The organism is Spiroplasma endosymbiont of Andrena trimmerana, assembly GCF_964019575.1.
In the GTDB taxonomy this organism is placed as follows: Bacteria; Bacillota_I; Bacilli_A; order Mycoplasmatales; family VBWQ01; genus Spiroplasma_E.
The window spans coordinates 58487-83847 of sequence record NZ_OZ026455.1 but is presented as its reverse complement, the minus strand read 5'-3'; the positions used below and the strand labels follow the sequence as shown (position 1 = coordinate 83847).

Annotated in this window: 35 protein-coding genes; 8 read left to right on the top strand and 27 right to left on the bottom strand. The window is 23.7% G+C overall.

What is annotated here, in order from left to right; translation table 4 throughout:
- Positions 1 to 12: 12 nt before the first annotated feature.
- The 23 genes from AACL03_RS00605 to asnS all read right to left on the bottom strand — a co-directional run bounded on the left by AACL03_RS00605 (position 13) and on the right by asnS (position 11717).
- Positions 13 to 249, bottom strand: coding sequence for a hypothetical protein (locus AACL03_RS00605; RefSeq protein ID WP_174480108.1), 237 nt, complete (start codon positions 247 to 249; stop codon positions 13 to 15).
- Positions 249 to 386 carry a hypothetical protein gene (locus AACL03_RS00600; protein ID WP_339038756.1) on the bottom strand — a complete coding sequence of 46 codons (138 nt, stop codon included), beginning with the start codon at positions 384 to 386 and terminating at the stop codon, positions 249 to 251. The genes AACL03_RS00605 and AACL03_RS00600 overlap by 1 nt, the downstream gene beginning before the upstream one ends.
- Positions 379 to 624 carry a hypothetical protein gene (locus AACL03_RS00595; RefSeq protein WP_339038754.1) on the bottom strand — a complete coding sequence of 82 codons (246 nt, stop codon included), beginning with the start codon at positions 622 to 624 and terminating at the stop codon, positions 379 to 381. The genes AACL03_RS00600 and AACL03_RS00595 overlap by 8 nt, the downstream gene beginning before the upstream one ends.
- A gap of 263 nt (positions 625 to 887) precedes the next feature.
- Positions 888 to 1151, bottom strand: a complete 264-nt coding sequence (locus tag AACL03_RS00590; protein ID WP_339038752.1) for a hypothetical protein — start codon at positions 1149 to 1151, stop codon at positions 888 to 890.
- Positions 1152 to 1184: 33 nt separating this feature from the next.
- Positions 1185 to 2033: a hypothetical protein gene (locus AACL03_RS00585; RefSeq protein WP_339038750.1), complete on the bottom strand. Its 849-nt coding sequence runs from the start codon at positions 2031 to 2033 to the stop codon at positions 1185 to 1187.
- 9 nt (positions 2034 to 2042) lie between these two features.
- Entirely contained in the window at positions 2043 to 3110 is a 1068-nt protein-coding gene (locus AACL03_RS00580; protein ID WP_339038749.1) for a hypothetical protein, read from the bottom strand.
- Between the two features lie 2 nt (positions 3111 to 3112).
- Complete coding sequence (locus AACL03_RS00575; protein WP_339038747.1) at positions 3113 to 3304, bottom strand: hypothetical protein; 192 nt, start codon at positions 3302 to 3304, stop codon at positions 3113 to 3115.
- Between the two features lie 9 nt (positions 3305 to 3313).
- The gene (locus AACL03_RS00570; protein ID WP_339038745.1) at positions 3314 to 3511 is read right to left on the bottom strand and encodes a hypothetical protein; all 198 of its coding nucleotides are present in this window, start codon (positions 3509 to 3511) and stop codon (positions 3314 to 3316) included.
- A 2-nt stretch (positions 3512 to 3513) separates the two neighbouring features.
- Complete coding sequence (locus tag AACL03_RS00565) at positions 3514 to 3837, bottom strand: hypothetical protein (protein ID WP_339038743.1); 324 nt, start codon at positions 3835 to 3837, stop codon at positions 3514 to 3516.
- 12 nt (positions 3838 to 3849) lie between these two features.
- Entirely contained in the window at positions 3850 to 4110 is a 261-nt protein-coding gene (locus tag AACL03_RS00560) for a hypothetical protein (RefSeq protein ID WP_339038741.1), read from the bottom strand.
- A gap of 31 nt (positions 4111 to 4141) precedes the next feature.
- Entirely contained in the window at positions 4142 to 4342 is a 201-nt protein-coding gene (locus AACL03_RS00555) for a hypothetical protein (RefSeq protein ID WP_339038739.1), read from the bottom strand.
- Position 4343: 1 nt separating this feature from the next.
- On the bottom strand, positions 4344 to 4532 hold the full coding sequence (locus tag AACL03_RS00550) for a hypothetical protein (protein WP_339038738.1): 189 nt from the start codon (positions 4530 to 4532) through the stop codon (positions 4344 to 4346).
- The gene (locus AACL03_RS00545; protein ID WP_339038736.1) at positions 4532 to 4657 is read right to left on the bottom strand and encodes a hypothetical protein; all 126 of its coding nucleotides are present in this window, start codon (positions 4655 to 4657) and stop codon (positions 4532 to 4534) included. The genes AACL03_RS00550 and AACL03_RS00545 overlap by 1 nt, the downstream gene beginning before the upstream one ends.
- A 1-nt stretch (position 4658) precedes the next feature.
- Entirely contained in the window at positions 4659 to 5522 is an 864-nt protein-coding gene (locus tag AACL03_RS00540) for a hypothetical protein (RefSeq protein WP_339038734.1), read from the bottom strand.
- Positions 5523 to 5650: 128 nt separating this feature from the next.
- Positions 5651 to 5926 (bottom strand): hypothetical protein, encoded by a 276-nt coding sequence (locus AACL03_RS00535; RefSeq protein ID WP_252321084.1) that lies wholly within the window; start codon positions 5924 to 5926, stop codon positions 5651 to 5653.
- A 371-nt stretch (positions 5927 to 6297) separates the two neighbouring features.
- Positions 6298 to 7233: a rolling circle replication-associated protein gene (locus AACL03_RS00530; protein ID WP_339038731.1), complete on the bottom strand. Its 936-nt coding sequence runs from the start codon at positions 7231 to 7233 to the stop codon at positions 6298 to 6300.
- 390 nt (positions 7234 to 7623) lie between these two features.
- Entirely contained in the window at positions 7624 to 7788 is a 165-nt protein-coding gene (locus tag AACL03_RS00525; protein WP_339038729.1) for a hypothetical protein, read from the bottom strand.
- A 45-nt stretch (positions 7789 to 7833) separates the two neighbouring features.
- The gene (locus tag AACL03_RS00520) at positions 7834 to 8061 is read right to left on the bottom strand and encodes a hypothetical protein (protein ID WP_339038727.1); all 228 of its coding nucleotides are present in this window, start codon (positions 8059 to 8061) and stop codon (positions 7834 to 7836) included.
- Between the two features lie 2 nt (positions 8062 to 8063).
- Positions 8064 to 8219 (bottom strand): hypothetical protein, encoded by a 156-nt coding sequence (locus AACL03_RS00515; protein ID WP_338957292.1) that lies wholly within the window; start codon positions 8217 to 8219, stop codon positions 8064 to 8066.
- A gap of 134 nt (positions 8220 to 8353) precedes the next feature.
- Positions 8354 to 8872 (bottom strand): hypothetical protein, encoded by a 519-nt coding sequence (locus tag AACL03_RS00510; RefSeq protein WP_338958598.1) that lies wholly within the window; start codon positions 8870 to 8872, stop codon positions 8354 to 8356.
- A 12-nt stretch (positions 8873 to 8884) separates the two neighbouring features.
- Positions 8885 to 9025, bottom strand: a complete 141-nt coding sequence (locus tag AACL03_RS00505; protein ID WP_339038724.1) for a hypothetical protein — start codon at positions 9023 to 9025, stop codon at positions 8885 to 8887.
- 620 nt (positions 9026 to 9645) lie between these two features.
- The gene (locus AACL03_RS00500) at positions 9646 to 10089 is read right to left on the bottom strand and encodes a hypothetical protein (RefSeq protein WP_338986645.1); all 444 of its coding nucleotides are present in this window, start codon (positions 10087 to 10089) and stop codon (positions 9646 to 9648) included.
- A 209-nt stretch (positions 10090 to 10298) separates the two neighbouring features.
- Positions 10299 to 11717 carry an asparagine--tRNA ligase gene (gene asnS, locus AACL03_RS00495; protein WP_422397100.1) on the bottom strand — a complete coding sequence of 473 codons (1419 nt, stop codon included), beginning with the start codon at positions 11715 to 11717 and terminating at the stop codon, positions 10299 to 10301.
- A 181-nt stretch (positions 11718 to 11898) separates the two neighbouring features.
- On the opposite strand from asnS, the gene AACL03_RS00490 reads away from it, so the two are divergent.
- The 3 genes from AACL03_RS00490 to tsaE all read left to right on the top strand — a co-directional run bounded on the left by AACL03_RS00490 (position 11899) and on the right by tsaE (position 13917).
- The gene (locus tag AACL03_RS00490; RefSeq protein ID WP_339038722.1) at positions 11899 to 12435 is read left to right on the top strand and encodes a hypothetical protein; all 537 of its coding nucleotides are present in this window, start codon (positions 11899 to 11901) and stop codon (positions 12433 to 12435) included.
- A gap of 22 nt (positions 12436 to 12457) precedes the next feature.
- Positions 12458 to 13351, top strand: coding sequence for a nicotinamide riboside transporter PnuC (gene pnuC, locus AACL03_RS00485; protein WP_339038720.1), 894 nt, complete (start codon positions 12458 to 12460; stop codon positions 13349 to 13351).
- A 95-nt stretch (positions 13352 to 13446) separates the two neighbouring features.
- The gene (tsaE, locus tag AACL03_RS00480) at positions 13447 to 13917 is read left to right on the top strand and encodes a tRNA (adenosine(37)-N6)-threonylcarbamoyltransferase complex ATPase subunit type 1 TsaE (RefSeq protein ID WP_286642683.1); all 471 of its coding nucleotides are present in this window, start codon (positions 13447 to 13449) and stop codon (positions 13915 to 13917) included.
- Between the two features lie 8 nt (positions 13918 to 13925).
- Here tsaE and AACL03_RS00475 read toward each other — a convergent pair whose 3' ends face one another.
- From AACL03_RS00475 to ileS, 4 genes are read right to left on the bottom strand one after another with little or no spacing between them, the layout of a single operon-like run.
- A complete protein-coding gene (locus tag AACL03_RS00475) occupies positions 13926 to 15284 on the bottom strand; it encodes a hypothetical protein (RefSeq protein WP_339038718.1) in 1359 nt (452 codons plus the stop codon).
- Entirely contained in the window at positions 15284 to 16150 is an 867-nt protein-coding gene (locus AACL03_RS00470) for an RluA family pseudouridine synthase (RefSeq protein WP_339040156.1), read from the bottom strand. The genes AACL03_RS00475 and AACL03_RS00470 overlap by 1 nt, the downstream gene beginning before the upstream one ends.
- Positions 16095 to 16802, bottom strand: coding sequence for a signal peptidase II (lspA, locus tag AACL03_RS00465; RefSeq protein WP_338959421.1), 708 nt, complete (start codon positions 16800 to 16802; stop codon positions 16095 to 16097). The genes AACL03_RS00470 and lspA overlap by 56 nt, the downstream gene beginning before the upstream one ends.
- Before the next feature lie 31 nt (positions 16803 to 16833).
- Complete coding sequence (ileS, locus tag AACL03_RS00460; RefSeq protein WP_339038715.1) at positions 16834 to 19596, bottom strand: isoleucine--tRNA ligase; 2763 nt, start codon at positions 19594 to 19596, stop codon at positions 16834 to 16836.
- Between the two features lie 244 nt (positions 19597 to 19840).
- Between ileS and AACL03_RS00455 the strand changes: the two genes are divergently transcribed.
- The 5 genes from AACL03_RS00455 to rplL all read left to right on the top strand — a co-directional run bounded on the left by AACL03_RS00455 (position 19841) and on the right by rplL (position 25240).
- Complete coding sequence (locus AACL03_RS00455) at positions 19841 to 20593, top strand: TIR domain-containing protein (RefSeq protein ID WP_339038713.1); 753 nt, start codon at positions 19841 to 19843, stop codon at positions 20591 to 20593.
- A gap of 508 nt (positions 20594 to 21101) precedes the next feature.
- Complete coding sequence (locus AACL03_RS00450; RefSeq protein ID WP_339038711.1) at positions 21102 to 22580, top strand: hypothetical protein; 1479 nt, start codon at positions 21102 to 21104, stop codon at positions 22578 to 22580.
- A 192-nt stretch (positions 22581 to 22772) separates the two neighbouring features.
- Entirely contained in the window at positions 22773 to 23723 is a 951-nt protein-coding gene (locus tag AACL03_RS00445) for an IS30 family transposase (RefSeq protein WP_339038665.1), read from the top strand.
- Between the two features lie 604 nt (positions 23724 to 24327).
- Positions 24328 to 24819, top strand: a complete 492-nt coding sequence (gene rplJ, locus AACL03_RS00440; protein ID WP_252320296.1) for a 50S ribosomal protein L10 — start codon at positions 24328 to 24330, stop codon at positions 24817 to 24819.
- Between the two features lie 40 nt (positions 24820 to 24859).
- Positions 24860 to 25240 carry a 50S ribosomal protein L7/L12 gene (gene rplL / locus AACL03_RS00435; RefSeq protein WP_339038709.1) on the top strand — a complete coding sequence of 127 codons (381 nt, stop codon included), beginning with the start codon at positions 24860 to 24862 and terminating at the stop codon, positions 25238 to 25240.
- Positions 25241 to 25361: the final 121 nt, after the last annotated feature.

Here is a 25361-nt window from a genome sequence, read left to right as displayed (position 1 = left end):
ATTTAATCTCCTTTAATTTTCTAATTTTTTAATTGTTACTTTAATTCAACCTTGATAAACATCATTATCACCAACTATTAATGCAACATTACTTTCTGGGTCAGAAACAATTATGTGTTTGGATTTAACATTTGGGTATTGTCTTAAAATAATTGCTCTAATATCATTACTTGTATGAATTGCTTTTGGAAATGGTGATAATATTTCAATTTCATCTTTATTTTCAAACAAAGTAGGTAATATTATCATTAGTCAAATTCACCTTTTTCTATTTTTTCAATTAATAAATTTAAAATACTTTTGTCAAAATCAGATTTTGTATAATTAATTTTTTTAGTTCATTTAATTATATCTTTCATATATTTAAGTAATTTTTCTTTATTCATTATCAAAGTCTCCCTCATTAATATAAATCTGAAGATTAAATAAAACACTTTCTTTTCCTATTTTAAATAAATTACTAGAATTAGATTCTTTATTTTCTTTTAGAGTTGTTATAATAAAATTAATTAATTTTTCTTTATTAATACAATTTTTATGTCTTGATTTATTAATTTCATCAACTTTAATTCTATGTTCTTTACAATATGCTCTTCCATATTCATCAAATTGCTCATCTGTCATATTTTCACATTGTCTTTGTCTTTGTTCATTTTTAATTTCATCATAATATGGTTCATGAATAAATTTTTCAAATGTTATTGTTTCAGTTCATGTACATCTATATTTGATTATTTTTTTTCTAAATTTTTTGCAATTGAATTTAATAATTTTAAAACTTTATATTCATTTTTTAATTCTTTAATAATAAATATTAAAAATATTATTAGTGTTATGCTTGTTATTAATATTGGTACTATTAATAAAATTTTTCATAATATCATTTTTTACTCTTTTCATTTTTTAAATCATTTAACATTGATTGAACAAAATGCACGATTTTTAGGAATATTTAAAGTATTAAAAATTTGACCAGTTACTAAAATTTCATCATTTTTGTTTAATAAAATACATCGATTATAAAGTTTTGGTTTATTAAAAATTAAAGTAACATAGTTTAATCCATTTCATTGAGCACCAAGTAATAGGGGCTTTGCCCCTCGTTGCTTCGCAACTCACCCCAGCGGGGCTAAACCCCGCGGCCAACCCAACAAAAGGTTCTTTGTTGGTTCCGGCCATTTTTTTTAATTTTTATCTCCCTTTTTCTTTAAAATATTATCCAATTTATCTAAACCAGCAGACTTAATATCACTATAAGTCATATCAATACTACTTGCTTCTTTAAGGTATTTCTTAGGTGACAATTCACTTTTAAGTTCATGCACATAATGTAAAGCACGTGAATTATACCTTTTTAACCAATGTCTAGGAAAAAATAAAGTCATAGCCATTGCTTCACCACTATAACTTGGAGGCATAATACCTCTTTTAATCATTTTCTTTGTTCTACGACGTGAAAATACTACTTTATTATAATCCTCAATATTAGTATATAAATTAAGATTAAATATAACAATAAAACCCAAAAAACGCATACGTTTAACTTGAACAACATACTCTACTTTTTCTCTTGCTTGTACTGGTATTCTATTAGGGTGTTGTTCAATCAAATACATTGTACCATTAAACATGTGACCTATTAACTTACAAAATTGTCCTAAACTTTCTTGTTGATTTTTAAACTGTACTCCTAAATCATTAGAATTTATTTTTAATGCTAATTCATCTAAAATTATTAAATCTTGTTCCTCAAAAGCATAATTACTTGCTAACTGATTAAAAGTAAAAACATCGTTATAATTAACCAAATAAGAATAACCAGTCTTTAACTTAATAGGGAAAGGACTAACTACTCGTTTCTTATGAGTTTGTGCTAAACAACAAGCAAGGGCAGATTTGCCAGTTCTTGGAGGTGCTGAAATAATATAACTACCAACTCGTTTTAAAATTTTAACATTACGAATAGTTATAAGAATTGGATAAATAATTATAATCAAACCTATAACTAATAACACATAACCATATCAAGGCATAATAAACTCCTAACCTATAATTAAACTAATTGCTCTAACAAATAATCATAAAGGTATAATATTTTCTATTCCACTAACAATATCAACATTTAAAGCAGTACTAATCGTATCTGAAAAAATGTGTCGTAATAAACTATCTGTTGTAAAAAGAAATTGTCTTAATGGCTCAACTGGTAAAACTTTACCAACAACTCCATAAAGTACTCATCTAAAAGCATTACGTAAATGTCCAAAAACATCATATCAACTTGGTCTTTCATATTCAGGATTAAAAGGACTATTTGGTGGTGCTGGCGTTATATTTTCACTTGAAAAAATATTGATTTGACCAAAATTCAACTGTGGTGAAAAAGTTGGTCTAGTTGATTCACCATGAACATCAAAAAATACTGTTAAATGTCTTAAATTTGGAACACGAATAGGCATGGTAACAAAATTATATAAATCTTGTTGATAAATATCATTATCCACTTTACCTTTAAAAACATATTTTGTATCACCAACATAATCTAAAAAACTAAAAGTAAAATTAGCAGTAAAAGTTTTAAAATATTCATATTCAAAATAAAACATAAAACCTTGAATATAAAAACTTAAAGGTTTATCAATTTCAAAATTTAACTGTGTTTGAAAATTTATAATACTTTTACCAGTATTAACAAAATTTAAATTATTAGTATTATTCTTTGCAACATAATTATGATTAAACATAATACGTGAAAATTTATCTAATTGTTTTCTATTAAAAGTATAAAAAGTATAAACGCCAGTTCCCATATCTATCATTTGTGACGGAACACCAACTGTATCACTATAATAATAACACGTATATAAACCCTCATTATTACCTATAAATTCACCACTTACTAATTTTAAATCCGGTTGGTCAACATCAAAATAAGCAGAATTTCATGGTATTGTTGCTCAATCATCAAAATTATGATACTTAACATGTTTAACCATTTCTTTTGTAATATCATAATTAACGACATTAGGGTCATTTGAAACAATTAAACTAGTTGGTGCTTGAACAGAAGTATTTACAACAAAAAACAATTTAGCAAATTTAAATCACATAATTATTTACCAAACAAACATCTTAAAACTCATCATAAACCATAAAATATAATAAATCCAATAAAAAACTGCGTTCCATAAACTACTAAATTTCATAAAATAGTAGTAAATTGGTCAACTGGACTTCCTATAAACATAGTTCAATAATCAACTATACATTGATGTATTTTATTGTAAATATCTCAAATACTCATACTTAACACCTACCCAAACAATGACCTAAAAATAAATTTAATACTACGATAAATAAAATTAAAAAATACACCTAATACCAACCAAAAAGTCAAATTAAACAAAATATAAACTTCATCAGTAATATTAGTTTGATTTAAAAATATACTAATATCATTACTAGAAAATATAAAAATTAAATGCAATATACTATTCACAAAATCACTCATAATTAAGTACCTACAAACTTTCCTTTTTTATTTTCAACACCCTTAGCCTTATTTCTTAAACGTTTTCTTTCATGTTGCTTAGCAATTTGCTTTCCAACAAATTTTGAACCACCTTTAATATTTTTATAACTTTGTTTTACAGTCCCCGATGTAGAAACTGGCTGAATATCAATATTTAAAAAAACTGACATTGCAAACTTTATTAAAAGAATAAAAACAACAAAAGTTCCCAAATTAAAACCTAAATCTGCCATTGGTAAATTTCAAAATTTCATAAAAATTTGTCCAAATAGTTCTAAAATTTTTGAAATAAAAGCAACACCCATAATAAACTACTCCTATATTATTTTTAATAATTTTAAAATTAATGAAAAAGTAAAAAGTACTAAAATAATTGCTAACAATGGTGCTGGCATAGAAACTATTTGTTGTGAACTATCACCAAAAATAAAACTTTTAATAACCAAAGATAAATTATATAAACCAGAAAAATCAGTAATATAACTTTGTAAAATATTTTGCACAATATTATTTAAAGAAGGTAAAAGTTTACCTAATAAAGGAAAAACAAAAATTATTGCAAAAAATAATTTAATCATAACTATTACCTCCTAAAAAACCTAATAATTTCTATCTAAATCCACGAATAATATGTCCTATGAATTCTTTAATAAATACTAAAACCATCATAAATATTGGAATTAAGACTGGTCAATTTGTCATTATTGAATCACCAGCAAATACTCAATTAAAAACATAACTAAAAGATTCTAATAATTTTTGACCAATACCTCCAATCATATTTAATAGTGCGGTTAAACCTGCGGGCATTCTAATAACCTCCCTCCTCTAACTCTTTTCTTGCTCTTTCTTTACGTTTTTGTTCTTTACAATATCAACAATCAGGTTCAATTACCTCATGTTTTTTATGTTTAAATTTTCAAACTAACTTTTTAATAGAATCTTTAAAAAATCAAGAAGTTCCCAGAACAGCAATTATCACAACTAGTCATTTAACCATTATTTTTTACCTCCTAAAAAATTATTAAAACTCATATTTTCACTTAATCTTTGTTCAAAATTTCTTTTTGCCTTTTTCTTATGCAACTTTTGTCTTGGCATATTTTTTCATTTATCTTTTTTCATTTTAAACACCACCTAACGTATAAGCATAAGAATAATCCCAATTTAAACTTGCTCTATCTAAATTAATCTCCGATATACTATCATCATTTAAATCAACATCAATCATACTGTTATTTGTACTTTGATAATCATTAATACTAGCATTAATTAATCTTGCTCTTTCATCAGTAAACACTTCTTGTAATTCTGTATTATTATGTGTACTTCCCAAAGGTAACAATAAAGTATTAATAATCTCACTTGCTCCGGCAATAATAGTAGGAATAGCAAAATAATTACTAAAATCATTATTAATACCCATAGCAACACCACTACTAATCAAACAACCACCAGTACCCATATTTGCTATCTTTCTTATATTTTGAAACCTATTAGGTATTAATTCAGTTAAACCACTAATAACATTTGCTATACCAAAACTATTTAAAGATATATAAGTATCTCAATCTACAAAAGGCATATCAATTATTGGTTTAACAGTTGTAAAGGGTGAATAAGTTGGTCTTGGTGGTTCAGTAGGACAAGGTGGTCAAAAACATGGTTCATCTCTTAATAAAGAAACTGACTTATCTACACACTGCACAAACTTAGCATAATTAACTAAACCAATTGTTCCTAAACCTAAAAATATCTTTTTATAATTATTAATCACTTTATTTCTAGTAGTGGGTCTTTGATTAATATTTCATATATCAATTCCTAACTTCTTACTAAATAACAAAGAATTAATAGAACCTAATACTGGGTCTTTTAAATATTGACCATAATAAGCACTAACTCCAACCATAGCACTTAATGGACTTAATCCAGTTCTTAAAATTTTAGTTAAAGTATAATTACTAGTTTGCTCTAATACATTAGGCATAAATAAAACTCCTTACTTTATATACTAATAAGGAGCTTATATATGAACTATAATCTAATTCATTGGGGCTTAAAATGAAAAATATATAATCCATATATAAGCCCCTTATTTAATTATTTGTTGATATATTATTTTCATTCAGTAATATCTACAATAGTACCGGATAAATCCAATTTTAAATCATAATAATTACCAACTTTAAAACTAAGTTTATGTAAATATTGTGTAAAATCATTAACTACTAACGGATTATATCATTTATCCCGTACTTTACCGGTAGGTATATTAGTTTGTTTATTAATTTCTAAAAAGGTTAAAACATCAAATTTCAAATTTTGACCTTGATTATTTTTATCAGGTATCATTCTATTTTTATCAATATTAACTAATTGAACTTTGAACATAAAAATTACCAACTCTTTCTATATAAAATATAAATTGAATTGGCAAACAATTATAAATAATTAAATTAAAAATACATAACTATAAAATTAATTTAATAAATAAAAAGTTCTTAATATTAATATTTAACTATCCCGGACAAGGAATTGTTACCAATTCAAATAAGTTAAATAAAATTTTAAAAACTAATTTAAAACATATTTACTTATGTGTAAATAATATCATAATTAAACAAAATATCAATAAATATACAACAAAAAAGTAAGCATTATCATTTCTTGTCCGAAAAACAATAATACTTACCATAATTAAAGTATAACAAAATCACAAAAAAATACAAATATAGTATTATTTTACTTGAAAAAATTTAAAATTAATGTAAAACTCGCTTATTTAAAAATATTTTTTCAATTTTACTTTTATCAAAAACTTTATAAATAAAATCTAAAATATCATTTCTATTAAATTTATTTTTTAATCAATATCTAAATCGTAAACTTTCTAAACTAATATAATAGTTAAAATCTTTAAAGTAATCACAACTAGCAATATAATCATAACTTCCGCCAATTAAATAAGTAACACCTTGTTCATTTGATTTAGTTTTAAATAAATAAAATTCTTTTGCTTTTTCACATGCTTGTACTAATTCTTGTAAACTTAACATTTTAGTACCACGAACTACAAGCGGATTTTTACAATTTCTACTAAAAGAATATGCTTGAATACCAACATCTTTTTGATTTAAAGATTTAATATTTTCTTGTACTTTTGTTACATATTTACTCAAATATTTAACCACAAATTCATTTGTACCTTTATGTACAACTTTTAAATCAATACCTTTATTATTACCAACATGTGGTCATCATTTAGTTATCATACTATAAGGTATTTTACGATTAAATAATATATGAAAATGAACTGCACCACGCTTTTGATATTCATAAACATAAAAATATCTTAATTCACCTAAATATTTAGAACGTTTAGGGTCATTTCATCAACGTTTTAAACGTTTAAAGAATAATTGTAAATCATGTTTTGCTTTTCTAATATCAGTTTCATTTTTATGATAAGTTAAAGTTAAAAAACTTAAAACTTTTGCATTATAAAAATTATGTAATGCTTTTTGAACTAATTTACATTTAGTACGAACATTATTATTTCTTAATTTAGTAATATTACCAATATTCTTTATACCTAATTTATTTCTTTCATTTTTTAAAATATCAATAGGTAAAACAACATTTTTAACATAACAAGCATAAAAAATTTTTTTAACATAAAAATTATATGAAATATTCATTTATAATCATCTCGGACAAGAATTTTTAATAAAATTAAATGATTTATAAAAAAATATAAATCTTTAATAAGCATATCATTAAAAATTAAAAAAAGAGGTATTTATGAAAATTTTTAAACGCATTATTAGTTCTATTTCTATACTTTTATGTATCACAATTATTTGAATTCCTATTCATTTTTTCTTAAAAACTTTAATGTATGGAGATAAACGAGAAAATCAAAAAAATAAAAAAGAAAACATCAACTAAGATGTTTTTTTAAAATTCTAAACTTGCGGTGAAAAAATGATACTTAACGAACACTATAATATAATTCCTTATTACCTTTTTCGTAATATTTTGCTTCAATAGTGTTACTTAGTTTTACTGTTAATTTGACATAATTGGCTTTATCTTTCATTTTTATAATTCCTTAAATAGTATTGAATATGCTTATATGCATCTTGTTCATGTTTTGTTAATTTTATATTTCCTTTATAATTTTCTATTTTATTTTTATTTTTTGGTTCACTTTCTTGATAATCTCAGTTCATAATATCTTGAACTAATACCATTAACGCGCCAATAATTTTAGGAGTTGCTAATGGATTAGTTAATAACTACTTTGAACTTAAAAAGAAATTTTCTACAATAACTAATATTTTTTTATCAAAAAATTGTTCTTTAATTATCGATAGTATTCTTTTAAAACGATTTTTACTTTCAAAAACATGTGTTGTGTTGAATGTTTCCGTATAAATAATTCTATTTGTTTCATTTGAATATATAACAATTCCATTATTACCAATTCCAGCGGGGTCAATTCCAATAATTAAGTCATATTGCATAATTAATCAAATTCACCATTTTGAATTTTTTCTTGTAATTTCATTATTAATTTAAGTTTTCAATTACTAATATTAATTTTAATTTCATCACTAATATCATCTTTAAGTAATTCCATAAATTCATTATCAAGATAATAAATTAATTTTTCTTTATCCATATTTATACCTCCTACTTAACCTAATATTTAAAATACAGTCATAACAAATTGCTTTACTATTTTTATCTCTTAAAAAATATTTTCTGGTTTTTATATCATTGGTATTAAAGAATAAATAATCTAATTTATTTTGTTTACATGTTCAACAAAAATACTTTTTCATTATGAGTTGAAATTTCCTTATAAGAAGTAACTATATAATTAATTGGTAAATCATCATGTTTATATGGATTATTTATTTTAAAACCTTTTCTGTTTTCTTCTCACGTAATGTTATATTTAAAACAAGGATTAGTAATTTTAGTTTTGTTATCTGTTATTTCACCCATAAATCAACTATTATGCTGTTCATAAAATGTTAATTGTTCAAGTTTTATATCATTAAGATAATATTCTTTTGGAGCAGTTGGTTTATTAACAGTTATTTTTTGGTCTTTAATATATGGTTCTAATAACTTTATTAATTCATTACCACTTAATTCTTTTTTAATATTTTCTAAATTAAAAACTCAATATGTGTAACTGTTATCAACAATAAAAGAATTATTTTTAATCATTCATTTTGGAAGTGATAATTTATATTCAACATAATCAATAAGAATAGATTGTGGTTTATCTTTAACAATTTGTTCTTTTTTAAATTCTATTTGCATAATAATCCTTTCCTAATATGTTCTGTTGCTTCTAGCATAAAGAACATATATTTTGATTTTTAGATTATTAATAATACTACTATTCGTTTTATTCATTCCAGCAATTCTGGGCTCAAAAATAAATTGTGAAATTTTAAAAAGAAATCGAGGCATTCGGTTCAATTTTTTACAAGTTTGAAATTTATTTTCTCGCCCAAAAAATTTTTCAAAAAAAATAAAAAATAAAACCAACACTTGCTCACTGGGGAGTGGCAAGGTTGGTTAAATAAAGAATAGAATTAATACAATAGGTCCCTACAACAGGTCTATATACACTAGTTTCCAATTCGCTCCCACCCCAAGAATTACCATTTCTGGTTAGTATATTTTATTAGGCATCATCCACTTCTTATTTATTCATGCAAGTCCACATGCTAGCCACTATTTTGAACAACTGTGTTGTGGTTCACTTTTTTAATTCCTTAACACGTGTTGATAATAGTATTAAAGAAAATTATTAAAAATTTTAAAATTTTACAATTACAAAAAAAGACAAGATTATTTCTTGTCTTTTTCCTTAATAACTTTGATAATATTTTTTATTTTTTTTAAATGTATATTTTTTAAAATACGTCGAATATAAATTTAAAAATTTAAGGGTTAAAGAGAGTAATTTTGTCTAATTTTCATTATTTTTCAAATAATTCATTTTTGGAAATAAGTTACTAATATTGGAATAAATTATTTCGTAAATTTGACAACCGTCCGTGATCATTTTTAATTAAATTATTAATTTATAATTGAACAGAATGATAATTATAAGTTTTGTTTTCTTTAGTATCTAAATTACTTTGTTGTTTGATTTTTTCAAAATTATTATCTGGGATTTTTAAGCAATCATTTAGTAATTCTTTTATGTTAGAATTTTCAATATTAAAGTTTTCACATATTTCTTTTAAAGAAAGTTTAGTTTCAAAGTATGTTTCATCATTTTTAATAGTTATACCTTCTTTAATAATTTTATTTTTTAAGTCATTAATTTCAGTTATATATGATGAATTTGGTAAATTAAAAGTTGCTGTTATTACTCATGGGATATCTATTTTTTTAGATGCAACTGCATTATGGTAAGCATTTTTTAAAAATTCTTGTAATTCTTTAGAAAAAATGGTTGCTTTTGAACTATTGTAAATTGAGTGTTGAACATTAATTAGATCTTTTTGATTATAATCAATCATTATTTCTAAATTTAAAAGTATTATTTTTTAATATTGTTTTTATAATTTCATATGACTTTGGCATATAAATATCCTTTCTTTTTTTAACTTATTAATAATTATTTAATACTAAATTAATTATATATTATGTTGGATTTTAATGTAGTAATAGGAGTTTTAAATAACATTATAAGTTTAATTTAAAAAGATATTATTAAAATATTATTATTTTAGAATAATAAGTTATTTGGTGTACGAGGAAAAGGAATAACATCTCTAATATTATTAATACCAGTAATAAACATTAAAAATCTTTCTAGACCTAAACCAAAACCAGCACTTGGTGCATATCCATATTTTCTTAAATCAAAATATCATTGTAGATCATTACCCTCAATTTTGAATTGGGTTTTATTTTTTAGTAATTGTTCATAATTATCTTCACGAACAGAACCACCAATTAATTCACCAATCCCTGGCACTAATAAATCCATAGCTGCCACTGTTTTTTGTTGTGGATAATTACTATCAATTGGATTAAGTTTCATGTAAAAAGCTTTGATGGTTTGTGGATAGTTAATAACAAAAGTTGGTTGTTTAGTTATTTCTTCACATAAATATCTTTCATGTTCTGATTGTAAATCAATTCCTCATTTAATTTCATTAAATTCAAATTTTTTTCCTTTTTTTTGCGCATTTAAAAGTAATTCAATGACTTCTGTATAAGTAATAACTTTAAAATCAGATTTAAAATCGGCAATTTTTTCTAATTTTTCAATTAGTGATTGTTCATTTTTAGTTTCTTGTTTTTGTTCTAAAAATTTTAATTCAGAATTACAATTATTTAGAACATCTCTAATAACAGTTTTTATTAGTTTTTGGGCTAGTATAATATTATCTTGTAGATTACTAAAGGTAAATTCTGGTTCTACCATTCAAAATTCTGCTGCGTGACGTGTAGTATTAGATTTTTCAGCACGAAATGTTGGTCCAAATGTATAAACTTTTTGTAAAGATTGAGCGTAGGCTTCAGCATTTAACTGACCACTAACAGTTAATGAGGCTTTTTTCCCAAAAAAATCCTTTTCATATTTATCATTAGTTATAGTAGTAACAATAAAATTTTCACCAGCACCTTCAGCATCATTAGCTGTAATAAGAGGACTATGTAGGTAAATAAATTGATTATTATGAAAAAAATTATGAATAGATCATGATACTTGATCACGAATTCTAAATAATGACAAGAAAGTATTAGTACGAACACGTAAGTGTGCATGTTCACGAAGAAATTCATTTGTATGTTCTTTTTTTTGAATTGGATAATCATTAGCGCATATGTTGTAGACAGTAGCAGTAATTACTTTTAGTTCAAATGGTTGTTTCGCATTTGGTGTTAAAATTAAATTACCAGTAATAGTAACAGCACTACCAGTAGTAACATTAGTTAAATTGTTAGTATTTTCTAAATTTGGATCATATACTACTTGTAAGTTATTAATTGAAGAACCATCGTTTAAATCTAAAAACCCAACTTTTTTACTATTTCGATTAGAACGAACCCAACCGTTAACAGTTACTTGTGTTGGTATTTTTTTAGTTTTATCGTTACTATTAATAAATAAATTATTAATTGTGTAAATCATTATTGTTCCTCCTATTTATTTTTATATAATAAATAAATTATATATTAACTATTATCTTAGTAGGGAATTATTTATGATTTTTTTCATTAATATTTGGGATAAATTTTATTTTTAGTTAGTATAAAATTTCAAATTGAATTTTAAGTTAATGTTATAATATTACTTATAGTAAAGGGGATTTATTATGGGCAAATTTTTAAAGTTAATTACTAATGGCTTTATGACAGGTGTTAGGGAACTATGATGTAATAATGAAGGAGTTGCAGTTTTACCTTTTGTATATAAATACAATCAATATTGATTTTTATTAATGAAAGAAAAGAATCCTTTATTTGAAAATAAAAAGATATCATTTTTTAGTACTCTAACAGGTGGTTGTAAATTAGGTAAATCATCACTAGAAACTGTTAAGAATGAAATTTTAGAAGAGACAGGAATTAATATTAGAAGCTTAAAACTTGATTGTATTTATAGACTTGGTAGTTACTATGCTAATAAAACTTCAATAAAAATATGACATTTTTATGCTGTTGATTTATCTAGTTTGAATTTAGATTTAAAGTTAAGTTATTTTGGTAAAGGTGATGGTAGTATTGGTGAAAATGGTATTAATGGTATTTTTATTAATGAGAGTGAACTAGATAAAGTTAATGATGCACTTACATTGGCAATTTATGGAAAATTACGATTGAATAATACAATAGTGAACATAAATAAATAAATAAATTTAAAAGGAAGAAAATATGTTTAAAGATATAAAATTTAGATTTATAAAAAGAAAGAAAAATATAAAAGAATTTTTATTATCAATACCCAAAGATCTTAATAAAATTCCATTTTCTGCTAAAGTAGCTATTATTTGTTTAGGGATTTTTATGTTATGAAATACATTTTTTGATTTGAATCATTTTATTAATCCTAATTTATATCCTTCGGTTTGAACTATTGTAAATCGTCAAGTTTATCATCCTTGACAGCAAGTATTATTATTCTTAAATGGTATTGCTGCTTTTACTAATGTTATTTGTATAATTTTAATTTCATTTGGTAAAATTTCTAATTTTTTTTGAGGCTTTTTTTCTGTTACTATTTATGGTTGTATTGCTTTAGTTTGAGATTATGTTAGTGATATGCAGTTGAATTTATTTTTCTTTTTGCCTTTTCAATTTATTGGCTATAGTTTATGGAAATTTCATTTAGATTCACAACAAGAAATAATTTCTAAACGTTTAAATTTAAAAACAAGTATTGTTACTATTTACTTTGCAATTGTTTTATCAGTATTTTTTTATTTTGAAATTCCTGAATTTTCACGTGTAATTTTAGGGAAATATGATTTTGATGGTAATACTTTTCAACAAGTTTTACCACATATTCTAGATTCATTAACTAATTCTTTAAGTATTGTTGCGCAAATACTAATGTTATTACGTTTTCGTGAACAATGAATTTTTTGAATAATTGTTAATATTTTTCAAATAGCTATGTATTCGGGAGTTGCTCATAATCGTTTGGATGTAAATCTTTTATTAATGTGAATTGTTGCTCTTGGTAATTCTGGTTTTGGTTTTTATCAATGATTTTTTGTAAGAAGTAAAGAAAAAGTAGTAGTTAAAAAAGAAACATATGAGCAGTAATAACTTTTAAATAAGAAAAATAATAATTTAGAAAATAAGTTATTATTTTGTATAATAGTTTGTAAAGTATAAAATAATTATCAAAGAAGGTTATTATGAAAAAAAATGTATATATATTAAAAAATTTAGATGACACTAATACTCTTGCCAAAATAATTGCTAAAATTGCTAAACCAAATTTAATTTTATTATTAAATGGTCCGCTTGGTAGTGGTAAAACGCAAATTACTAAATTAATTGGTAATTTACTTGGAGTTAAAAATATTATTAATTCACCAACTTTTATTATTTGAAATAAGTATCAAACTAAATATGAATGAAATTTAATTCATATGGATGCTTATCGTTTAATTAATCCTCATTTAGAAGAATATTATGAAATAATGATGAATAATTTTATGATAATTGAATGATCGGAAAGATTAAAAATTAATTTTAATAATTATTCATATATTGCTATAGATTTTAAAATTATTGATATTAATAGTAGACAGATAGTTATTAATACTAATCTTCTTACAAAAGAGGAAGAAAAGTATTTATTTGATGCATTAAAAAAAATATAGAATTTTTTTTATACTTGTATGTGAAAGTAATTAAGCATAATACTATTAATAGTACTTTGACTAATTAGACCAAGTTTTTGATATTGTTTTAATACTTCTAAAGTATAATTATTATCATCAACAGGATAATAATTATTTAAACCTCAAAGTAAACCAGCAAATAATACTAATGAACCAATAGCAATTGGACTAAAAGCATAATACACAGTTATTTTACGATTATGATATCCGATTAAAGAAGCAAATAATCATCCTGTGACAAAAGCAATCATTCAATATAATAATGTCACTACTTGTTGATCAGTTATAAATCAAAATATTAACATTAATAAAATAGTTGTAAAGAAACGACTCATAATTGGAGTTTTAAATAATTTATAATTTCAAATGAAAGGTAACATTGCTCCTAATGAAATTACAGGAAAAACTCAAAATCCTGACATGATATTAATATTATCAACAACACTTTGTAAAATACCGGTTAGAATCATTGCACCAATTCAAATGAAAATTGCTTTTCATCATCCATAAAATCCTTCAACAAATCTACCAACACGATAAAACATTCAAAGTGAAAATATTAAATTAATAGGAGCTGAAGGATTTATATCATTACCAGCAAATGGATAAATTAATCACCTTCAATATTGATAAGCACCAAATATTAAGTTATGATAATTGGCACCAAAAAGCAAATGTTGTTGTTTATAATCTAATGCTAATCAATCATCTTGACTAAGGTTTATAATTACTAGAAAAACAACAAGTGTAATAATAGGAATTATAAAAAGAAATCAGGTAACTGCCAAATTAGCATTAGTACATTTTTTTAATGTTTCGCTTAAGTAACGACGGTTTTGAAAATTAACTTTTTTTCAATTATCACTTAAAGTTCCAGTACTATTATCTTCATTAGTCTCTTCATTATTTTCGGTTTCAGTTTCAAGTTGGGGTAAGTCTACCTTAATAAATTTAGTAATACTAGGATAAAATTTAGATAATTCTTGAACAATTTTGTCACTAGTAGCAATAATAACATCAACCGCTGGTGACATTCGATTTTCGTTTTGGTTATCATCATTTAAAATAACCATTAAATAACGAATATCTTTAACACCTTCATCTGCTAATTGTTTATGTAAAATTTCATAAACTTCATCTTTATTTTTTAAATGGTGAGGATTAAAATTATTTTCTTTAATAATTTTAATGATATGATAAGTATTACTATCTTTATTAGTTAGATATACTTCACCTTTAACATGTAGTTTTAATTCTTTAGGAACATTAAATGGTCGATAATCTTGATGACTAATAAAATAATCAACTAATTGTAAACCTAAAATATCTAGAATATTATCATCCATTATTTAACACTTTCCTTTCGTAATAATTGTAATTTATTTTCAAAAAAATCAGGTAAATTACATTCAAAAGTCATAACTTTTTTAGTTGTGGGATGAGTAAAAGTAATGACTTTAGCATGTAAGTATTGTCCAATATTAGCATTTTCCAATTTAAACTTGCTGTATAAAGGGTCATTTACAATTGGATGTTCAATTCACTCAAAATGAACACGAATTTGGTGTGTTCGACCAGTTTCTAATTGACATTGAACTAAAGTATAGTCTTTAAATCGCTCAATAACTGTAAAATGAGTAGTTGCTTTCTTACTATTTTGTTCATTGACCATCATTTTTAGACGATTATTATTGCTTCTAGCAATAGGCGCTTTAATGGTTCCTGATCTACCTTTAATTGTACCATGAACTAATGCAATATAAATTCGTTTAATTTCATGTTTTTGTAATTGTTCTGCTAAAATATGATGACTAATTTTATTTTTAGCTACTAATAATAACCCTGTCGTTTGTTTGTCAATACGATGAACAATGCCTGGACGTAAATTATTTTCATCAATATTTTCAATTTTAGATTGGAATAATAATCCGTTAACTAAAGTATTATCTCAATTACCTGCTCCTGGGTGGACAACCAAATTATTAGGTTTGTTAATAACAAGAATTTCATTATCCTCATAAATTATTTCAAAATCAATTGCAGTTGCTTTTAAAGTGTTCTCTTTTTCATTTTTAATAATAATATTTATTTCATCATTATTTTTTAATAATAAGTTAGCTGATGAAATAGTTTTATTATTAACTATTACTTGCCCATTAGTGATTAAATTTTGGATAAAATTTCGTGAATAATGATGTTCTGTTAATACCATTGCTAAATATTTGTCGATGCGGATATTTTTGTTTTCATGATATGTTAGTTTTATCATCTTTTGATTTTCTATCATTGATGATTGTTGTGAATGTTCCGTTGTTGACTTCATTATTGTGTTCTCCAAACTTTTCTTGATAGGCATTAATTATGGTTCCAATAATTATTTGTAGAATAATAATTGTGATACCAATGGTAATAAATATATCCGCAGTATTAAAAATAGTATATGGTGGGAATAGTTGTCATAATAAAAAGTCAATAACACCACCATTATGTAAAAATCTATCGGTTAAATTACCGATTGTTCCTGCAATAACAAAACTGAGACCTAGTGCTCTGTTAATAGATTTAGTAAATAATAGTCAGGTGCTACTAGCAATTGCTACTAGAAAAGCAAAAGTTATTAGAAAGATTTTTTGATTTTGAAAAAAACTAAAAGCAGAACCATAATTAATAATAAATTTTAAATTAATAAATCCGGGTATGAATTTATATTCTTCACCAACTTTTATTCCATTTTGTACTGCTAATTTTATCATTTGATCAGTGACAATTAGAATAATAATTGCACAAAAACAAATTATTTTAGTTAATCATTTTCAATCACGTGTTTTTAAATGATTTTTAATTGCTAATCAAGAAAATTCCATAATTACTTCTTTCTAAACTAATATTAGTTATTTACATTATTAAGGATAACACTTCAAAACAACGATTACAAACATCTTCTTTTGTTTCATTAACAATTAATCAACAGCGAGGACATTTAGTACCCTCTTTTGTTTTAACATTAATAGTTCAGTCATTAACGTTGCTATTATTATAATTAATATTAACTTCACTAACAATTAATAATTGTGCTAATTCTTTTTCATCAATTGTTGATAAGATATTATGATTATCTTTAAAAATAATAGTCACTATTGTTTCTAAGGCTGTTTTAACAATTTTGTCTTTTTTAGCTTGTTCAATAACTTTATTAACTTCATTTTTAAAGTTAATAAAATATTCTCATTTTTCCATTAGTTTTGTTGGTTTGTTTAAATTTCATGGTTGTGGAAATTTTTTTAAATGAATAGAATCACTGCTTGTGTTTAAATCTTTTTTAGTTAAACTTTGGAATGCTTCTTCAGTAGTGTGTGGTAAAATAGGGGCTAATAAACCAATTAAAGTTTTTACTATTAAAAACATTGTCATTTGTACTTGTTTTCTTCTAATATCATTTTTGCTATTAACATATAAAATATCTTTAGTAAAATCACAATAAAAAGCAGACAAATCATTAGTAACAAAATTTAAAATTAAATGATAGATAGTATTAAATTGATAAGTTTGATAATTTTCATTAATTTTAGTCACTAATCCGTTTAATTTATTTAAAATATATTGATCAACTTCTGATAAACTATTAATAATTTCTTCTTCTGTTTTATTTTCAATAGTTTTGATATCTAAATCAAATAAATTACCTAGTAAGAAACGAAAAATATTTCTGATTTTACGATAGTTTTCACTAACTTGTTTTAAAATTTCAGTACCAATTCTTGTATCATCAGTAAAATCAACACTGGCTACTCATAATCGTAAAATATCAGCACCATTAGTATCACAAATTGATTTAACACTAATAACATTACCAATTGATTTTGACATTTTATTGCCTTTAGCGTCAGTTACAAAACCATGTGCCAGCAAGTTTTTATAGGGACTACTATTATTAGTAATAGTTCCTGTTGTTAAACTTGAATTAAATCAACCACGAAATTGATCATTACCCTCCAAATATAAATCTGCTGGTCAAGGTAAATTATTATTTTTAATAACTGCTAAGTGGGAAACGCCACTATCATATCAAACATCCATGATGTCTTGTTCTTTATAAAAAATACCATTTGGACTATCTTTATGTTGATATTTAGGTGGTAATAAATCTTTTGCTTCTTTTTCGAATCAAATATTTGAACCATGTTTAGCAAATAAATCAGCAACATGATTAATAAGGTTTATATCCATGATTGGTTCTTTTTTTTCGGTGTAAAAAATTGGAATTGGTAATCCTCAAGCACGTTGACGAGAAATGCATCAATCATAGCGATTATTTGTCATTAATAACATTCTTTTTTTTGCTCATTCAGGAACAAAATTTACTTTATTAATATTTTTAGTAAGTAATGGTTTGATTTTTTCAATAGCGATAAATCATTGTAAAGTGGCACGATAAATAACGGGTTTTTTAGTTCGTCAATCATGTGGATATTGATGTTTAAATCATTTCATACCAATTAATGTACCATTATTTTTTAAGCGCTCAACAATAATTTTATTAGTATCATCATAAAATTTATTGACTAATTGTTCATCATTGATTTCTGCTGTAAATTGACCTTGATCATTAATTGGACAAAGAATTTTGATATTATGTTTTAATCCTAAATCAAAATCTTCTTCACCAAACGCTGGAGCAGTGTGAACAATTCCAGTTCCATCATTTATAGTAACATGAGAACCATGAACGATTGGAGTTTTTCTTTGATATAATGGATGTAATGCTGTTAATCCAATTAAATCTTTACCAGAAATTGTTTTAACAATTATAAAATCGGTGATGTTGTTTGCTTTAGTAAAAGAATCAATCAATGGTTGTGCAATAATATATTGTTGTTCATTAGTTTTAATAATACTATATGTAAATTCTTCATTTACTGCTAACATTTGATTGCTAGGAATGGTTCATGGTGTTGTTGTTCAAATTATTAGTGAGGTAGGTAAGTTAAATATTTTTTTTTCATCATTTAGTAAAAAGGCAACATAAATAGCAGCACTAGTTTTTGTTAAATATTCAACTTCAGCTTCAGCTAAGGCACTTTCGCTTGATGGTGATCAATATACAGGATATAAATTACGATATACTAGTTTTTTTTCTACCATTTTAGCAAAAACTTTAATTTGTTCAGATTCATATTTTTTATCATAAGTAACATAATGATCTTCAAAATCTGTTAATAATCCTAATGTTTTAAATTGATTAATTTGATTAGCAACTTGCAGTTCTGCATATTTTTGACATTGTTTTCTAAAATCTGATACTGCTATTGTTTTACGATTAATTCCCGAGTTAGTAACTGCTGTTTCAATAGGTAAACCATGCGTATCTCAACCTGCAATATAGGGTGCATAATAATTGCTACTATTATAATAGCGAACAATAATATCTTTTAAAATTTTATTTAATGCATGTCCTAAATGTAGATCACCATTAGCATATGGAGGTCCATCATGAAGAATAAAAGTTTTCGTAGATTTTTTATTTTTGTTAATTAGTTGTTGATATATTTTTTGGTCTTGTCAATATTTTTGTAGTTGTGGTTCTTTTATAGTTAAATTAGCACGCATTTCAAAGTTAGTTTGAGGCATTAATAATGTATCTTTATAGTTTTTATTCATGTATATTATTCTCCTTTAAAATAACAAGTTTTATTTGTACTAATTATTCTTTTTTATTCTTAAATCATTATACTAGTAATTACTTGAAATTTGTATAATATTTACTTTATTTTAATAATAAGATTTTATAAAACTTAAAAGTTAAAAATATTACTTTTAGTGAGTATTATTTTATAATAAAGTATAAACTTATTAAAGTTTATAAAAAATATTTTTAAAATTTTAAAAAAGAGGTTAATGAATAATGTTAAAAATTTTTATTTCATATCATCATTTAAGAGAACAAAAAGCAAAGGATGAATTATCAGAATTAATTTCGCAATGTTATGGAGAATATTTTGAAGTGAAAGACGTATCTGTAAAACTAGGTGATATTGATCCGCAATTGCCTCCTAAAAAGATATTTAAAACTATTAGAGAAGAGTATTTAAAAGATTCAGATACTACTGTAGTTATTTTAGGAAAACATACAAAATGTAGAAAACATATTGATTGAGAAATTGCATCTTCATTATCAATATATGGTAGTCTTCATCGAAGGGGAAAAAATGGTTTATTAATACTTTTAACTGATGATTTTATTAAAAAAGCAAAAAAAAATTGTGATTTTAATGATAATGATTACAAAACTTTAATTAATGAACAAAATTCTACTCCAAGAATTTATGAAAATGTAATAAATAACTATGCAATCGTTGAAAGTTTTTCAAATGTAGTTTCAAATCCTTTAAAGTTTAAAAAATTACTTGATAAATGTCAAGATAAAGTTAAAACTGAAAAATTGAAAAAAAACTTTGATCTTTTCAAAGAAATAAATTTGTTTGAAGAAAATATAGAAGATTGTCCAAAAAAATCTAAAAATAAACTAAATTGTTATTTTTCAAAAAAACATAAATCAAAAAAATTATTTTTTGAAAAAGTTAAAACTGAAGTTAATAATAATGAAAAACTTTTTAGTTATGAAAAACTTTTAAAAGATTTTCATTATTATTATTAAGGTTAAAAATTAAAAAATATACTTTTTTATCAATTATTTAAGAAAATTTTATGTAATCAGAATGTTGTTTTAAATAATATTTTTAATTAGAAAAAAATAAATAATTAAATACCAATAAGAATACAGATGTATATTAGTAGTTAATTATAAATATCAAAAATATATAAAATTAAAAAGGTTTTATTTTTTTTAGTAAATAAAACTAAAAAAACTTTATTTTAGTAGTATAATAAAAATACTTACTTAGTTAAGGGTAAGTAAATATTCATTGCGGTTGGCACCTAACAGTGAATAGGAGTTACCATTATTGGTAACTCTTTTATTTTAAATAATTATTATATACCTCAAAATTTAATAATATTTAAATTATTTATATAATATGAAAATAAAAAATATTGTAAAAATTTCTAAAATTTGGTAAAAGATAAGTGTAAAACTAAATATAGTTTTTAACCCATTGCTTTGTTTGTAAGTAAATGGGTTTTATTTTACTAAGAAGGTGTATAAAATGCGTGATAATGATAAAAGAAAATCAACAACATTTCAGCGAATAATGGAAAATAATCCAGAAAATATTTTTGCTCAAACCGATGGTTCTATAAAAAAAAGACATGGAGGTTTAGCAATAAAATCTTCTAGAAGTGAAAATAGTTTAAATGAATCAAATAATGAAGCAAATAATGATAGTAATGTTTTAAATAAATATAAATATAATTGTCTTACAATTATAGAAGATCAAAAGATAAGTAAACTTAGAGAAGAAATTTTTAATTTTACAAAACAATTAGAAGATGTCAAAAGAACAAATGATGATTTAAATAAAAAATTAACTATTGTTAGAGAAAATCTTTTTGAATTAGAAATTATTCAACTTAAACCATTACTTGATGATTTAAAACGTAAAGAAAGAAAAATGGAAATAAATAAAACTAAGAAACAAAATACAACCGATAGTGAATTTAGAGAATATTTTGCGCTTAAAGAAACAATATCAGATAAAGAATTAGAAATTGAAGAACAAAGAAATATAAAAAAAGAATTGAATAATAATATTGAAAAAAATAATTCTAAAATTGAAGAATTAGAAAATACTATAAGCAATTTAAATAGTGAACTAGATAGTTATAGTGATGATTGGATGCCGTTATCATTAAAAGAAAATATTAATAGAAGAATAGAACTACAAAGAAAAATTGATGAAGAAATTTTTCCAATTGAAGATAAGATATTTTATATAACAACTTTAGTTTATAATGATGAATCAATTTTTGAAGAAATAATATATTTTGATAATAATGAAAAAAATGAGGTTGAAGTTTGAAAACAGACTAAAAAGTACCAGAGTATTGAAGAATATAAAAAAAGCACTTGTTTAATTGATAAAGAAAATGCAAATAATATTAGTACAATGCCAGTTAAAGAATTATTAAAAGAACAAATGGAATTAAAATCAAAGCCATCTAAAACCGAGTGAAAAGTTTGGGTTATTATTTTAGTCATTACTATTGTTATTGCTGTTCTTCCAAATTTGCTTCCTGTGATTTTAGCTCCTTATTTGGCTGCTGCAGTAGTGGCAGCAATTAAGATTGATATTGCTATTGCTTCAGTTTTTATTAGTGGAGGTTTTAAAGCAATTACATCAGTTTTTTCAACTGCATCAAAAAAAGTTGAATCATGAATTTATAATAAAATATTTAAAAATAATAAAGATAAAAAAGAAAAAGAAAAAAAAGAAGTTAAATCAGTATCTAAGGATTTAACAAGTGATAAATTAGAAACTAAGTTAGAAACACAATTTAATATATTAAAACAAGAACTGGATGGTAGAAAACTTAAAACTATAAATGAACTAATGAATGATAAAACAATAATAAATGTTGAAAATAATATAATTCCAGTTGAAAATCAGTTTGATGTAGATAAAGCAAATTCTATGGCCAATATGCAACCTCCTACAAATGTAAGACAACGACGTTATTCATTTTAAAATATAACGATAATTAGTTTAATTATTCTTACTTAATTAAGTAAGAATAATTTTTTATATATTTTTATATATATTTTTAATAAAAAATGCTGAGTTATACTTGTAAGTGCAAGTAAATAAAATTGCAAAAAATTCTCATATAAAAATTTCATAATGCTAAATTTAGTTTAGAAAAAAGTAAGGAGTTTTTATATGAGTTATAAACATCTTGGCATAGATGAAAGAATTTATATTGAGAATCAATTGAAATTTAAATTTAAAATTAGTGAAATAGCTAAAAATCTTAATCGAAGTATTAGTACTATTATTCGAGAAATTAATAGAAATAAAGATAATAATCATTATTTTTCATTAATTGCACAAAATAAAGCTGAAAATCGAAAACAATCACATATTAGTTTTCATAAGTTTAAAAATAAGAATTTAGTAAAATATGTACAACAAAAATTACTATTAGGTTGATCACCTGAACAAATTTATGGCAGAATTAAAAATTTTCATAAAGAATGAGTTATTAGTTTTAAAACAATTTATACTTGAATTTATTTTGGAATGCTTGATAAAGTTACTAGTAAAAATTTAAGAAGAAAAGGTAAAAAACGAAAATCTAAAGAAAATCGTGGCAAGTTTAATGGTAAATCAATTAAAGAACGAGATATAAATGTTAATGATCGTATAACACTTGGTCATTGAGAAGGAGATACTATAGTATCATCACGAGGTAAAAGCAAATCATGTTTAATAACTTTAGTTGAAAGAGTATCACGATTTACTTTAGCAATATTAGTTAAAAACAGAACTACTAAAGTTATTAATAAAAATGTCAGTTATTATTTATCAATTCTTCCTAAAAACATTGTTAAAACTATTACTTTTGATCGTGGCAAAGAATTTTCAAATTGACAACAACTTGAAAAAAATTTAGATGTAAAAATTTATTTTGCCAATCCATATTCACCTTGACAAAGAGGTACTAATGAAAATACTAATGGTTTAATTAGAGAAAAATTTCCTAAAAAATTTATTTTTTCAAAAACTAATAAAAATGAAGTTCATAAATTTATATTGTCTTTAAATCAAAAACCGAGAAAAATACTAAATTATCTTTCACCAATCGAATATTTGGATAGAAAAATAATTTAGTTGCACTTACCTTTACAATTTAGCAAATATATAATTTTATTGAGTATTTAAAGGTAGAAAAAATATTCAAAAAGTGAAAGGAATAATAAATTAAAACAAGAAGCACATGCTAAAAATGCTGATAAAATAAATAAAGCTTGAGGAGAAAAAAATGAATCTGAAAGAAGAGAAAGAGTTTGTAAAAATCTTGAGTTAGATAAATCAAAAATAAATAGTGAATCTTCTTCAAGTGAAAGCAAAAACTCTAGTAGTAAAAACAGTAACCAGTTATAAAAAAAACAATTTTTTTAATTAAAATAAACTTCAATATGAAGTTTATTTTTAATTTATTTTTTTAATCTTAATTAAGATATTGATGAAATTAGCATTTATGTTATTAAAAATAGTGTTTATTTAATCTTTTGTAAATTTTTCTTGATTTTAATATATATATATCATATAATATACAAGCTAGAATAAGCCAAAGACAGCAACGGACTTTTGTCTTAATTATGTTGCTCAGGTAATTTCCATCATTATATATGCATGTGATTTATTCGGTTTTGCTCCGAGTTTTATTTACTACTTATTGCTAGTTATTTCAGAATAATAAGGAGGTGTACTTATGCGCCCAGCAATGGTTGAAAAACAAAAAACTATTGATTTAATTGCTAAGCAAATTAATGATTCAAAAACAACAATTGTTGTACAATATCAAGGTATGAATGTTGAAGAAATTAGTTCTTTACGTAAGGAATTAAGAGCTAAAGGTGCAACATTCACTATTTATAAGAATAATTTAGTTGCTCGTGCTTTAAAAAAAGAATATTCATCGCTTGAAAGTAGTTTAGTTGGCCCAAATGGTTTTATCTTTGGATTTGAAAACGACTTAGAAACAGCTAAAATAGTTTCTAATTATGCTAAAATTAATAAATTATTAGTATTAAGAGGTGGCATTTTTGAAGGGAAAGTTATTGACCAAAGTGAGTTACAAAAAATAGCTTCATTACCATCAAAATTAGAATTAATTTCAATGTTAGCTTCTTGTTTACAAGCACCAGTTCGCAATTTGGCTTTAGCAATTAAAGCAGTAGCCCAACAAAAAGAAAACGCATAATTAACACTTATTAAATAAAAAAAATATGGAGGAAAAAATAATGGAAAATATTACAAATAAACAAATTATTGAACATGTTAAAACAATGACAGCAGTTCAATTAAAAGAATTAGTTGAATTAATTGAAACAACTTTTGGAGTAACTGCAGCAGTTGCTTCTGCACCACCAGCAGCTAAAGAAGAAGCAACAAAACCATCAACAGTTTCTGTAATCTTAAAAGAAGTAGGAGACAAAAAAGTTGATGTTATTAAAGCAGTTAAGGCAATTGTTGGTGGTACAATGTCTTTAATGGATGCTAAAAAAATGGTTGATGCAGTAGCAACAGGACCACAAAAGATTTTAGAAAATATTGATACAGCAAAAGCAACAGAACACGAAGCAACGTTAAAAGCCGTTGGTGCTATTGTTGAAGTTAAGTAGTTCAAATATTAAAAATTTATATGAAAACCAGTTTTAATTAATACTGGTTTTCTGTTTGTTATTTAACTAAAAATTATCAACTTAAAACTTAATATTTTATCAAACTAATTAGTAATTTAAT